Source organism: Olleya sp. YS (genome assembly GCF_029760915.1).
Lineage (GTDB): Bacteria > Bacteroidota > Bacteroidia > Flavobacteriales > Flavobacteriaceae > Olleya.
This window is the reverse complement of the sequence record NZ_CP121685.1, coordinates 564,856-578,296: the sequence shown is the minus strand read 5'-3', so window position 1 is coordinate 578,296 and position 13,441 is coordinate 564,856. Positions and strand designations below refer to the sequence as shown.

At 32.4% G+C, this 13,441-nt stretch carries 14 protein-coding genes; 8 read left to right on the top strand and 6 right to left on the bottom strand.

The genetic code is table 11. From position 1 onward, the window contains the following. Positions 1–6: 6 nt before the first annotated feature. Positions 7–1,284 (top strand): glutamate-1-semialdehyde 2,1-aminomutase, encoded by a 1,278-nt coding sequence (hemL, locus tag Ollyesu_RS02750; protein WP_279302273.1) that lies wholly within the window; start codon positions 7–9, stop codon positions 1,282–1,284. 72 nt (positions 1,285–1,356) lie between these two features. Here hemL and Ollyesu_RS02745 read toward each other — a convergent pair whose 3' ends face one another. The 3 genes from Ollyesu_RS02745 to lysS all read right to left on the bottom strand — a co-directional run bounded on the left by Ollyesu_RS02745 (position 1,357) and on the right by lysS (position 4,573). After that, positions 1,357–1,716: a hypothetical protein gene (locus tag Ollyesu_RS02745; protein ID WP_279302272.1), complete on the bottom strand. Its 360-nt coding sequence runs from the start codon at positions 1,714–1,716 to the stop codon at positions 1,357–1,359. A gap of 119 nt (positions 1,717–1,835) precedes the next feature. After that, positions 1,836–2,333, bottom strand: a complete 498-nt coding sequence (locus Ollyesu_RS02740) for a hypothetical protein (RefSeq protein WP_279302271.1) — start codon at positions 2,331–2,333, stop codon at positions 1,836–1,838. Positions 2,334–2,878: 545 nt separating this feature from the next. Further along, positions 2,879–4,573, bottom strand: a complete 1,695-nt coding sequence (lysS, locus tag Ollyesu_RS02735; protein WP_279302270.1) for a lysine--tRNA ligase — start codon at positions 4,571–4,573, stop codon at positions 2,879–2,881. Positions 4,574–4,731: 158 nt separating this feature from the next. On the opposite strand from lysS, the gene lipB reads away from it, so the two are divergent. Together lipB and Ollyesu_RS02725 are read left to right on the top strand one after the other, a co-directional pair. Further along, a complete protein-coding gene (gene lipB, locus Ollyesu_RS02730) occupies positions 4,732–5,433 on the top strand; it encodes a lipoyl(octanoyl) transferase LipB (RefSeq protein ID WP_279302269.1) in 702 nt (233 codons plus the stop codon). 81 nt (positions 5,434–5,514) lie between these two features. Beyond that, complete coding sequence (locus Ollyesu_RS02725; RefSeq protein ID WP_279302268.1) at positions 5,515–5,718, top strand: hypothetical protein; 204 nt, start codon at positions 5,515–5,517, stop codon at positions 5,716–5,718. Between the two features lie 152 nt (positions 5,719–5,870). Here the strand turns inward: Ollyesu_RS02725 and Ollyesu_RS02720 are convergent, their stop codons facing one another. The 3 genes from Ollyesu_RS02720 to Ollyesu_RS02710 all read right to left on the bottom strand — a co-directional run bounded on the left by Ollyesu_RS02720 (position 5,871) and on the right by Ollyesu_RS02710 (position 7,957). Beyond that, a complete protein-coding gene (locus tag Ollyesu_RS02720) occupies positions 5,871–6,419 on the bottom strand; it encodes a hypothetical protein (RefSeq protein WP_279302267.1) in 549 nt (182 codons plus the stop codon). Positions 6,420–6,522: 103 nt separating this feature from the next. After that, positions 6,523–7,128 (bottom strand): ribosome biogenesis GTP-binding protein YihA/YsxC, encoded by a 606-nt coding sequence (gene yihA / locus Ollyesu_RS02715; protein WP_279302266.1) that lies wholly within the window; start codon positions 7,126–7,128, stop codon positions 6,523–6,525. A gap of 64 nt (positions 7,129–7,192) precedes the next feature. Further along, on the bottom strand, positions 7,193–7,957 hold the full coding sequence (locus Ollyesu_RS02710) for an alpha/beta hydrolase (RefSeq protein ID WP_279302265.1): 765 nt from the start codon (positions 7,955–7,957) through the stop codon (positions 7,193–7,195). Positions 7,958–8,239: 282 nt separating this feature from the next. On the opposite strand from Ollyesu_RS02710, the gene mraZ reads away from it, so the two are divergent. The 5 genes from mraZ to Ollyesu_RS02685 all read left to right on the top strand — a co-directional run bounded on the left by mraZ (position 8,240) and on the right by Ollyesu_RS02685 (position 13,427). Further along, positions 8,240–8,710 carry a division/cell wall cluster transcriptional repressor MraZ gene (gene mraZ / locus Ollyesu_RS02705; RefSeq protein ID WP_279302264.1) on the top strand — a complete coding sequence of 157 codons (471 nt, stop codon included), beginning with the start codon at positions 8,240–8,242 and terminating at the stop codon, positions 8,708–8,710. Continuing rightward, on the top strand, positions 8,688–9,593 hold the full coding sequence (gene rsmH / locus Ollyesu_RS02700; protein WP_279302263.1) for a 16S rRNA (cytosine(1402)-N(4))-methyltransferase RsmH: 906 nt from the start codon (positions 8,688–8,690) through the stop codon (positions 9,591–9,593). Before mraZ ends, rsmH begins: the two co-directional genes overlap by 23 nt. Before the next feature lie 36 nt (positions 9,594–9,629). Further along, a complete protein-coding gene (locus tag Ollyesu_RS02695; RefSeq protein ID WP_279302262.1) occupies positions 9,630–9,947 on the top strand; it encodes an FtsL-like putative cell division protein in 318 nt (105 codons plus the stop codon). Between the two features lie 67 nt (positions 9,948–10,014). Further along, complete coding sequence (locus Ollyesu_RS02690) at positions 10,015–11,967, top strand: penicillin-binding protein (protein WP_279303055.1); 1,953 nt, start codon at positions 10,015–10,017, stop codon at positions 11,965–11,967. Beyond that, entirely contained in the window at positions 11,964–13,427 is a 1,464-nt protein-coding gene (locus Ollyesu_RS02685; protein ID WP_279302261.1) for a UDP-N-acetylmuramoyl-L-alanyl-D-glutamate--2,6-diaminopimelate ligase, read from the top strand. Before Ollyesu_RS02690 ends, Ollyesu_RS02685 begins: the two co-directional genes overlap by 4 nt. The last annotated feature ends 14 nt before the right edge of the window (positions 13,428–13,441 follow it).

Here is a 13,441-nt window from a genome sequence, read left to right as displayed (position 1 = left end):
AAGTTTATGATTTATAAACGAAGTAGCGCTTTGTTTGCAGAAGCAGAGCAAGTTATTCCAGGAGGCGTTAACTCACCAGTACGTGCATTTAAAGCAGTAGGCGGAACACCAATTTTTGTTAAAGAAGCCAAAGGAGCCTATTTATATGACGAAGATGGAAACCAATTAATAGATTACATTGCATCTTGGGGACCAATGATATTAGGTCATGCGCATCAACCAGTTGTTGATGCTGTTATTGATAAAGCTAAAAAAGGAACTTCTTTTGGGATGCCCACTCAAATTGAAACTCAAATTGCTGAATTAGCTGTGTCTATGGTACCAAATATTGACAAAATACGTTTTGTCAATTCTGGGACAGAAGCTTGTATGAGTGCTGTTAGATTAGCAAGAGGATACACTAAAAAAGATAAAATCATCAAATTTGCTGGTTGTTATCATGGACATTCAGATTCGTTTTTAATACAAGCAGGAAGTGGAGCAGTCACCTTTGGTACACCAAATAGTCCTGGTGTAACACAAGGCACAGCAAAAGATACGTTGTTGGCAAAGTATAACGATTTGGATAATGTTGAAGCATTAATCCAAGCAAATAAAGGTGAAATAGCATGTATTATCATTGAACCAGTTGCAGGGAACATGGGTTGTATTCCGCCAAAACAAGGATTTTTAGAAGGCTTACGAAGTTTATGTGATGCTAACAATATATTACTAGTTTTTGATGAAGTCATGACAGGTTTTAGATTGGCTAAAGGTGGTGCGCAAGAGTTATTAGGTATTAAAGCAGATATTGTATGCTTCGGGAAAGTGATAGGTGGAGGATTACCTGTTGGTGCATTTGCTGCTCGAGCAGAAATTATGAATCATTTAGCACCTTTAGGACCTGTATATCAAGCAGGAACATTAAGCGGAAACCCTTTAGCTATGGCTGCAGGATTAGCGATGTTAACCGAGTTAAATAATGGAAACGTTTTTGAAAGTTTAGCAAAAAAAACAGAATACTTACATAAAGGTCTTTCTGAGATTTTAGAGCGATTACAGGTTACACATACTATCAATCGAGTAGGCTCAATGATTTCTGTTCATTTTTGTGACGATGAAGTTGTAGATTTTGAAACTGCTGCAAAAGGGAATAATGATACGTTTAAATCCTTTTTTCATGGGATGCTTAATCAAGGAATTTATTTAGCACCTAGTGCTTTTGAAAGCTGGTTTTTAAATGATGCCTTAACCTATGAAGATTTAGACAAAACTATTGCAGCTTGCGAAGCAGTTTTTAGTTAATCAATATATCTTTAAACATAAAAAAGCCGATTATAGAAATATAATCGGCTTTTTTATATAAGTGTTAATTATTTACTCTTGATTACCAGATTGATCTGTTAATTCTAAATACTTAGCATATTGTTCGTCCGTCAGAGCTTCATCCATCTGAGATAGTAAACGCTGGTTTAGTTTTGTTTCTAAATCAGTGTAATCACTGGTTCCTTTTTTATAGATATTATTTAAAGTTTCAGATTTAGCGTAAAATTCTTGATAAGCAATAAATATAGATTCTTGTGTTGCTTTGTCAGCCTTTAAAAAACGACCAAACTCAATTGCTTTAGTTTGAGCAGCATCATTAATTTCTGCACTAAATTTTTGTTGAGCATGAGCAGAGTTGGTTGCTAAAAACAAACCAAATACAAAAAGGCAAAGCGTAAATAATTTTTTCATTGTTGTAAGAGTTAATTAATTATACTCTCAAAGTAACACTTTTTGTTTAATAATTACAAATAAAAAAGCACTGAATAGATAATCAGTGCTTTTTTACCTTTAAACGTAAATTATTAGGTTTAATCTTCGTTAAGTTCTTCTTTACCTAATTCTTTTTTATGTGCCATTCTTTTTTTTGCACCTTGTTTCATTTTTTTACTTCTGTTTCCTCTTTTTACTTGAGACTTTTCCCATTTATCATATTGCTCAGCGGTCAAAATCTCTTTCATTTTCTTCTTCGTAGCTATTTGCTGGTCTAATCTGTCATTGATTCGTTTTAACTTTTCCTCTTTAGTAGGCTTTGTTTTTTCATCTTTTGATTCAAGACGTTTTTTCATAACCTCTTTACGCTTTTTAGCATTTTCTAAATTTAAAGCCATCACCTTTTTTTGTTGTGCTTCTGTTAAATCTAAATGCAAGGTCATTTTTTTTGTTTGTAATTCAGCCATTTCTTGAGGCTCTAATTCCATACGTTTTTCTAAACGGTCTGCTCTATCTCCTCTTTTATTTTCTTTTCTGTCTTGTGCATTAGCTTGAAAAGTGATTAAAGCTAAAGCTACTATTACTAATTGTTTCATGTTTATTTTTTGTTTAAAATTTATATACTGCTAAGACATTACTATTTTAAAATAGTTTAATTGTCTTAGTATTTTTAGCTTTTAATTAACAGTAAAAATCTTGTAGGTTAATAAATGTATAGTTTATAGTAGATTAGTACTTTAAGTTTAATAATAAAACCAAGTACGCTTAATTTTCGTAAGAATAATGAAACCAAAAAATTATTGAATCATGAATTTATTACAATCTATTTTTATGCTTTTTTCTGATGCTTTGGATGGTGATTTAGAAACAGATGATGACTTTGAAAACTAATAATGGTTTACAGTTATAAGTGTGTATTGCATTTAAAACTATAATATCTGTTATTACTTTATCAAAACAAAAGTATCAGAATAAAAGTATTAAGACAACTAGGATTGGATTGTCAAAAAAGAATTGATATTATAAAATCTTGTCTAAATATTTTATCAGAAATTTTTAAACTAAAGTTTAATTGAATGCAAAAGGAATCACATTTCTGCAATTCCTTTAATTATAACATTATGTTGTCAATGAAATTGATTTAGACAATCTCAACAAATAATCCGCTATCTGTTTTTTCAACTTTAGCCAAATTATTTTTGGTTAATTCTTTAATGGTTTTATCCCATTTTTTGTTACTTAAGCCAGATTGTGTTTTTAAATCTGATAACTCTAACTTTTCAGCAGTCTTTAATGTTTTTAGTACTTCTTTAGCTTCATCACTTATAGCGAGTGGTTTCTTTTCTGGTCGCATTTGCGGGAAAAATAACACCTCTTGTATGGATTGATTGTTAGTTAAAAACATAATTAAACGGTCCATTCCAATTCCCATTCCAGAGGTTGGAGGCATTCCGTATTCTAAGGCGCGTAAAAAGTCGTGGTCTATAAATTCGGTAGCTTCATCATCTCCTTTAGCAGCTAGTTTTAATTGATGTTCAAAACGTTGACGCTGATCTATAGGATCGTTAAGTTCTGAATACGCATTAGCTATTTCTTTACCACAAACCATAAGCTCAAAACGCTCAGTTAATTCTGGATTATCTCTATGCTCTTTGCACAATGGGCTCATCTCTTTAGGGTAGTCAGTAATAAATGTAGGTTGTATGTAATTGCCTTCACATTTTTCACCAAAAATCTCATCAATCAATTTTCCTTTACCCATAGTTTCATCTACTTCAACACCTAAGTCCTTTGCAGCTTGTCTAATTTCAGCTTCTGTTTTACCTGTGATGTCAAACCCTGTAAAATGTTTAATAGAATCCGCCATAGTGACTCTAGCGTAAGGTGCTTTAAAGTCAATTTCGTGCTCACCAAAAGTGGCTTTTGATGTTCCGTTTACAGCAATAGCACAATGTTCTAACAGTTGCTCGCAAAAGTCCATCATCCAATTGTAGTCTTTGTAGGCTACATAAATTTCCATTGCTGTAAATTCTGGGTTGTGTGTTCTGTCCATCCCTTCGTTACGGAAGTTTTTAGAAAACTCATACACACCTTCAAAACCACCAACAATTAGTCGTTTTAAGTACAGTTCGTTAGCAATACGCATGTACAACGGAATATCTAAACTGTTATGATGCGTTACAAATGGTCGTGCTGCTGCACCACCAGGAATAGGTTGTAAAATTGGCGTTTCGACTTCAAAATATCCTGATGTATTAAAAAATTCACGCATGGCATTAAACAACTTTGTTCGCTTAATAAACACGTCTTTAACGTGAGGATTAACTACTAAATCTGCATAACGTTGTCTATAACGTTGTTCTGGATCTGTAAAAGCATCGTGTACTTTTCCGTCTGCATCAACACGAGGTTGCGGTAACGGTTTTAAAGCTTTACTTAGTACTTTAAAATCTTTAACTAAAACAGTTTTTTCGCCTACTTTAGTGGTAAATAACTCACCTTCAACACCTATAAAATCACCAATATCTAGTAGTTTTTTATAGACAGTATTGTATTTTGTTTTGTCTTCTCCAGTACAAATTTCGTCTCTATTAAAATACACTTGTATACGTCCTTCGCTATCTTGCAATTCTGCAAAACTAGCATTACCTTGAATACGACGAGACATTAAACGACCAGCAATAATAACCTGTTTACCTTCTTTAAAGTCCTGTTTAATCTGTTTAGAATTATCAGAAACTGGAAATAAATCTGCTGGATAAGGATTGATACCTAACTCGCGTAATTTTGCAAGTTTTTCTCTTCGTACGAGCTCTTGCTCAGATAATTGTGACATAATACCTTTGTAAATTTTAAAGGCACAAATATAGCGATTTGATTTACGATTTTTTCAATTAAATTAAAGAATTTAAAGGCGGTTTACATGATGTTTGCGTTTTCTTTTATTGGTGAATGACTTAGATAAAGTGTATCTTTGTGGTATTAATTTTTGGAATGAATAAAAGCATTAAATTACAAGATTTAGGAACCAAAGACTTTAAATCAACTTGGGATTACCAAGAGCAATTATTTAAAGGTGTTTTAGACACTAAAATCAAAAATAGGCGTGAAGCTGCTGGATTGCAAACCGATAATTATTTCTTATTTGTAGAGCATCCACATGTTTACACTCTAGGTAAAAGTGGTGATTTGTCTAATTTATTATTAGACGAAAATCAACTTAAAGAAAAAGATGCTACGTTCTATAAAATTAACAGAGGAGGTGATATTACGTATCATGGTCCTGGACAAATTGTTGGTTATCCCATTTTAGATTTAGATAATTTCTTTACGGATATCCATAAATACTTACGTTTTCTGGAAGAAGTGATTATTTTAACGTTAGATGAATACGGTTTGAAAGCCACAAGAAGCGAAGGAGAAACTGGTGTTTGGTTAGATGTAGGAACACCGTTTGCAAGAAAGATTTGTGCAATGGGAGTGCGAGCTAGCAGATGGGTTACTATGCATGGATTTGCACTAAATGTAAATGCTAATTTGGGTTATTTTGATAATATTATTCCATGTGGAATACGAGGAAAAGCTGTCACTTCTTTACATGTAGAATTAGGTGCCAAAACTGTCGATGAAGCAGAGGTTAAAGCAAAAATTTTGAAGCATTTTGCTCATTTATTTGAAGCCAAATTTGAACATTAGTTTAAAAGCTTTATAATTATGTGTTTAGTTGGTTTTAAATAAAAATAACTATCTTTCAAAAACTAACTAAACTTAATTTTTATGAATAAAACTATCAAATTAGTATTAATGGTTGCAGGAATTGCACTATTAATTTATGGAATTTATACTATGATTGCTCCAGAAGCAGCAATTAGCGTAGGGCCTTTAAATATGGAAGCTCAAGACAATACTAACTCATATATTACAATAGGTTTAGGTGTTGTGGCTTTAATAGTCGCTTTTTTAGGAGGTAAGAAAGATTAATTTATTTATTATTAGAAGTATTTCTATAAAACTAATTAAGAATCTAATTTTAGGTTCTTAATTTTTTTTGTTTATAAATATTAGTGGCAATAAATAAATTTTTGAAAAGAATTAATAGTTAAATAATGTACACTTTATAATTGAAGCACTAGTTAATTTTCTAAGAACCTCAAATCTAAATAGTTATTGGTTGGATTATTAGGATCAATATATAACTCCGTTCTCTCTTTAATTGCAAAGTGCATTTTTAATTTGGTAGTATCCATATTAATATTCAATTTATATTTAATTAAAATATTTTTATATGGAATTTCAAGTACAATTACATTGTGATTGATATCTATATATTCATTTCGTGTATTATATCCCCTTCCAACTTCTATGTCTTGTTTGTAACTATTAGACTTTATAACTAGTGTATCTAAATCAATTATAAGTTTATCTCCATTTTTTATTAATGTATTGACACGGTTGGTGTTTTTATCAATCGCTTTTCTAATCATAATCTTTGATTTTATCAAATAAATTATAAGTGGCAAAATCAATACAATTCCAATTAGAACAAAATATATATTTGGTTCTCCGCCTCCTCTAAATCTACCTCGTGCGCCAATACCAATGTAAATCAATATAAATCCTATAAAAGTCAAACCAGTAAATATCCAGTTTGCAAAATTGTATAGTGTTTTTTTGATATTCATACGGTAGTCTAAAAGTTATTACTAATAACCTTCGTGATAGTATTAATTGTTTATTAAGAATTAGAAATTAAGTGTAATCACATTATATTAATGTTGATATAATTTAATCTATTATTATGCTTGTATTCAATCCATCAATATAACTTAAGACCTCGTCTTTGCCAATGTCTTTGCTTGAGGAAGTTATAAAGTAATTTGGCATTTCTTCCCAAGTTTCTAACAAGATATTTTTGTAAGCTTCAACATGGTCTTCAATAGCTTTAGGTCTTAGCTTATCTGCTTTAGTAAATATTATTGAAAATGGGATGCCACTTTCGCCCAAATATTGCATAAACTCTTGATCAATAGGTTGTGGTTTGTGTCTTATATCAACCAATACAAATGCAGTAACTAATTGCTCACGATGCTCAAAATATTGAGTTATAAATTTTTGAAAGACTTTTTTGGTACTTTTAGAAACCCTTGCATAACCATAGCCAGGTAAATCTACCAAAAACCAATTGTCATTAATTAAGAAATGATTAATTAACTGTGTTTTTCCTGGGCGTCCAGAGGTTTTTGCTAAGCTTTTTCTACTAGTCAGCATATTAATTAAGGAAGATTTTCCGACATTACTACGTCCAATAAAGGCGTATTCTGGTATACGATCTTTGGGACATTTGGTAACATCAGAGTTACTTACTACAAATTCTGCAGATTTAATATGCATAGATAAAGTTTTTTATTTTTCGTGTAAACGGACTTTATATAAGTATTGTGGGTTTATTTGAAATCTAAATATTTCTTTTTTTAAACCAGTCTAACAAAATCTGATTGAAGGTTTCTGGATGTTCCATCATGGCAGCATGACCACATTTATCAATCCAAAACAAATCAGAATCTGGTAATAAACTATTAAACTCGTCTGCAACTTCTGGAGGAGTAACTCCATCGTTTTTCCCCCAAATAATACAAGTTGGAGTTTGCATTTTAGGCAAATCTTTTGCCATATTATGTCGAATGGCACTTTTGGCAATTGCTAAAGTTTTGATAAGTTTATGTCTATCGTTTACTGTTTCATAAACCTCATCAACAATCTCTTTGGTAGCTACCGCAGGATCATAAAATACTTCTTGTGCTTTTTTCTTAATTACTTCGTAATCGCTACGTTTGGTATAGCCTCCACCCATTGCACTTTCATACAAACCAGAACTCCCTGTAATGACTAAAGCTTTGACTTTTTCCGGAAACATTTTAGTGTGGTATAATCCAATATGTCCTCCTAAAGAATTACCTAGTAAAACCACATTGTTAAGCTCTTTAAAAGCAATAAAATCGTGTAAGTATTTAGCAAATGCTTTAACATTAGTCTTTAATAAAGACATACTGTAAATAGGTAATTCAGGAATAATAACTTTGTAGCCTTTTTCACTAAAAAAAGTAGTGACTGCTTCAAAGTTACTTAGCCCTCCCATTAGTCCATGAAGTACAATTATTGGTTGACCTTCACCAACTTCTATGTAGTTGAATTTTCCTTCTTTTTTAAGAGTACGCGTCATTAACGGTTAGTAGTTTACATCAAAAGCAAATATAACTATTTCATTTAAAAAACAGCTATTTTAATAATTTAGTTCTGTTGATATTTAGTTTAAATAAACTTAATAAACTCCCACTTGATGATAACTCTTTAAACGTTCTGTTTTACTTGTTTCACAAGATTTTATTACTCCTTAAAACTGTTAAAATTAGAATACTTATTAACAATGTGGTAAAATGTGGTAAAATGTGGTAAAATTTTCAATATATTTGATTTTTACAAAATTTTCAAAGACAAAACGGTTTTGAACTCATTAATAGGAACATACGAATGTAAAGTAGATGCAAAAGGAAGGCTAATGCTACCTGCTGCATTAAAAAAACAGTTGGCGTCTGAGTTGCAAAATGGCTTTGTGTTAAAACGTGCGGTGTTTCAAGAATGTTTGGAATTGTATCCTATGCAAGAATGGAATGCGTTAATGCAAAAAGTAAATAAGCTAAATCGTTTTAAAAAGAAGAATAACGATTTTATCCGCAGGTTTACTGCTGGTGTAAAAATGGTAGAAGTAGATGCTAATGGACGTTTGTTAATTCCAAAAGACTTAGTTGGTTTTGCTTCTATAACCAAAGATATCGTAATGTCTTCTGCTGTGAATATTGTAGAAATTTGGGACAAAACGAAGTATGAAAAAGCTATTGATGATGCAACAGGTGATTTTGCAGATTTAGCGGAAGAGGTAATGGGTCAAGACGATGGAGATGACAGCATATCATAATCCAGTATTATTACACGAAACGGTTGATGGTTTAGCAATCAAAAAAGATGGCGTTTATGTAGATGTCACCTTTGGAGGTGGTGGACATAGTCAAGAAATTTTAAATCGTTTGGGTGAAAATGGAAAGTTATATGCGTTTGACCAAGACAAAGATGCGCTAGAAAATGCTATTGATGATCCTAGATTTACACTTATTCATGAAAATTTTAGATATATCAAACGCTTTTTGCGCTTTCATGGAGTCAAAGAAGTAGATGGAGTTTTAGCAGATTTTGGAGTATCCTCACATCAGTTTGATGTCGCAGAACGAGGGTTTTCAACACGTTTTGAAGCCAATTTGGATATGCGCATGAACCAAAATAGTCAATTGTCTGCTTACCATGTAGTCAATGAATATGAAGAAGAGCAACTAAGACAAGTCTTATCTCAATATGGAGAGCTTCGTGCTGCTCCAGCTATGGCAAGATTAATTGTCGAGCATCGTAAAAATGAAGTTATAAAAACCAGCGAGCAACTTAAAAAAGTGCTTCAAAAGTTTTTAGCTCCTAAACACGAAAACAAAATATTAGCTCAAATCTATCAAGCCATAAGGATTGAAGTTAATCAAGAAATTGAAGCTTTAAAAGAGTTTTTGCAACAAACACCAGAAATTTTAAAACCAAAAGGCCGATTAAGTTTAATCTCTTATCACAGTCTAGAAGATAGATTAGTTAAACGGTTTATAAGAAACGGATTGTTTGAAGGTGAGCCAGAACGTGATGTGTTTGGACATTTTGAAGTACCATTAAAAAAAGTTGGTGGACTAATAGTGCCCACTAAAGAAGAAATAAAATTAAACAACAGAGCGCGTAGTGCAAAATTGCGCATTGCAGAGAAGTTATAGAATTTAAGTCGTGCTAGTAGCGAAAAGCTAAAAAAAATGAAAAAAAGCATTTACAGCATATTAAGAGGAACATTTCTAGTTAGCGAAGACTCTTTTAAAAACTGGAGGCTTATTCTGTTTATTTCAGCTTTGGCAATTGTAATGATTGCTAGTTCGCACAGTTTGGATAAAAAAGTACATGAGATAGCTAAGCTTAATAATCAAGTTAAAGAGTTACGGTCTCAATTGTATGACGGAAGGACCAAGTTGATGCAACTTAAAATGGAATCGTCCGTAGTTAAAAAAATGAAAGAAAAGGGTTTGGCGCCTTCAGTAATTCCGCCAAAAAAGATAATTGTTAAACCACAAAGCTAAGTTCAAAATAATCGTGTCAGTTAACGAAAAGAACATATTAAACAGATTGTATTTTGTCGCAGGATGTATGTTCATCTTCGGACTTTTGGTGGTTGGAAAATTAATCACCATACAAATGGTTCATGGAGATAAATATAGAGCCTTAGCAGATGAGCGTACTTTAAAAGATGTGGTTATTCCTGCTAATAGAGGTAATGTGTATTCTGCTGACGGTAGTTTGTTGGCAACGTCAATTCCAAAGTACGATATCTTATTTGATGCTGTAACACCATCAGAAAAAAACTTCAAAACTCAGTTAAAACCACTCAGTGACGCATTAGCTAAGTACACAGGTAAATCGTCTAATTATTATCAAAAAGAATTAGCAAAAGCTCGAGCAAACAAAAACCGTTATTTCTCCTTAGTTAAAAATATTGGGTATTCGGATTATTTAAAATTTAGAGAGTTTCCATTATTAAAACTAGGCGCTTTTAAAGGCGGACTAATAGTAGAGCAAAAAGTAAAACGCGAACATCCTTTAGGAGAAGTTGCGCAACGTACCATTGGTTATGAGCGTACAGATGATAAAGGCAATATAACCAGAGCAGGAATTGATGGTGCTTTTGGTGTAGATTATCTAAGAGGAAAAGATGGAAAGCGTTTAAAACAAAAAATTGGTAAAGGACAATGGAAACCCATTTTAGACTACGATCAAGTAGAGCCAAAAGATGGTTTTGATGTATATACAACTATAGATGTTAATATTCAGGATATAGCTCATCATGCATTATTAGAGCAATTAGAGTTATATGAAGCAGAGCATGGAACTGTAGTTGTTATGGATGTAAAAACAGGTGAAGTTAAAGCAATTTCCAATCTAGGAAAAACAGAAGCTGGTTATTACTACGAAAAAAGAAACTATGCAGTTTACGAAGCGCACGAACCAGGTTCTACATTCAAACTAATGGCTTTAATGGCTGCTTTGGAAGATAAAAAAGTAGATACATCAGACGTAGTTGATACAGGAAATGGGTATAAAGTGTTTTATGGTAGAGGTATTAAAGATTCTCGTGGACATGGTAAAATTTCAGTAGCAAAAGCGTTAGAAGTATCCTCAAATATTGGTTTAGCTACAGTTATTGATAATGCGTATGCAAAAGACCCTAATCGATTTCTAGACATTTTAAGAAGTTGGAATCTTGATAAAAAATTAGGAGTATCTATTAAAGGTGAAGGTGCTCCAGTATTGCCGAAACCTGGTGATAAATTGTGGAGCAGAAATGCTTTGCCATCCATAGCCTATGGATATAATCTTAAAATTACACCATTGCAAACACTAGCGTTTTATAACGCAGTTGCTAATAATGGTGTTATGGTAAAGCCAAGATTTATCAAAGAAGTTAAAGATTTAGATCAAACTATAGAAGTATTTGAAAAAACAGTTATAAATAACAAGATATGCTCTGATGCAACGCTTAACGCTGCAAAAGAGATGCTTAAAAACGTAGTAGTTAGAGGTACCGGTAGTTCTTTGTACTCTGATTATTTTTCTATGAGCGGAAAAACTGGAACTGCCAGAGTTGAATATTGGATGAAAGATTGGGCAGATAACCCTAGGTACATTTCTTCTTTTGCTGGCTATTTTCCTTCAGAAACTCCTAAATATTCGTGCATTGTAATTATTCATAAACCAAGTATTAAAAAAGGATTTTATGGTGCAGATGTATCTGGACCAGTATTTAAAAAAATAGCTCAAAAAATATTTACAGACACACCATTAATTGACCAAGTGGCTTCTTTACAGGTTAAAGATGCTTCAGTAGAAAAAGAATATGAAGGGTATTATAACCTAGCAAGAACTTATAAAACCATTATGCCAGATGTCACTGGTCTTCCTGTTATGGATGCATTGGCTTTGTTAGAAAACATGAATGTAAAAGTTAATGTAAAATGCCAAGGAGTCGGAACAGTAAAAAGCCAATCTGTAAGTAAAAACACCAAATTAAAAAATAATCAAACCATAGTTTTAGAAGCTTCGTGAATTCATTAAAAGACATATTATATAAGGTAACCTTAGATGCGGTAGTGGGAAGTACTAATATTTTGGTGCGCAATGTTCATTTTAATTCTCGTAAAGTAGCTATTAACGATGTGTTTGTTGCTATAAAAGGTAGTGTGACAGATGGACATCAGTTTATCGAAAATGCAGTAAAACAAGGTGCTATTGCTATAGTTTGCGAGCAACTTCCAAAAAAGACAAAATCTGGAATAACCTATATACAGGTTGATGATTCTAGTCGTGCGTTAGCAATTATGGCAGCCAATTTTTATGGCAATCCTTCAGAGAATTTAAAATTAGTCGGTGTAACTGGTACAAATGGTAAAACCACTATTGCTTCATTATTGTATCAGTTATTTAAAAAAGCGGGATATAAAGTCGGATTGTTATCAACTGTAAAAATTATGGTGGATAACACAGAATATCCAGCGACGCATACGACGCCAGATTCATTGACCATAAATCAATATTTAAAAATGATGAATGATGAAGGTGTAGAATTCTGCTTTATGGAGGTAAGTTCTCATGGAATTCATCAAAACCGCACACTTGGATTAAAATTTGAAGGCGGTATTTTCACAAACCTCTCTCATGACCATTTAGATTATCACGACACGTTTGCAGAATACAGAGATGTAAAAAAACGCTTTTTTGACGAGTTGCCAAAAACAGCGTTTGCACTAACTAATGCAGACGATAAAAATGGAAGTGTGATGCTTCAAAACACTAAGGCAAAGCAATACACATATGCTTTAAAAAGCTTCGCAGATTATAAAGCACAAATTTTAGAAAACCAGTTTAATGGCTTGTTATTAAAGCTAAATGGTAATGAAGTTTGGGTAAGATTAATAGGCACATTTAACGCGTATAATATTCTAGCCATTTTCGCTACTGCAGAATTACTTGGTCTTGAAAAAGAAGAAACTTTAAGACTTATTAGTGAACTTGAAAGTGTTAGTGGACGATTTCAGTTTTTAATATCTGACGATAAAATAACTGCTATTGTAGATTATGCACACACACCAGATGCCTTGCAAAATGTATTGGAAACTATCAATGATATTAGAACCAAAAATGAAGAAGTGATTACTGTTGTGGGCTGTGGTGGAGATAGAGATGCCACTAAACGTCCAAAAATGGGTCACATTGCTTCTGCCTTAAGTACTAAAGTCATTTTTACTAGTGACAATCCAAGAAGCGAAAAACCAGAAGCTATTATTGAAGAGATTGAAAAAGGTGTCGAGCCTCAAAACTTTAAAAAAACAATGTCCATAGTAGATAGAAAACAAGCCATTAAAACAGCTTGTCAATTGGCAAATCCTAACGACATCATTTTAATAGCAGGTAAAGGACATGAAACCTATCAAGAAGTTAATGGTAAGCGTCATGATTTTGATGACTTTAAAATGGTTAAAGAATTTTTAAAACAATTACAGAAATAGAAAAACCAACATAA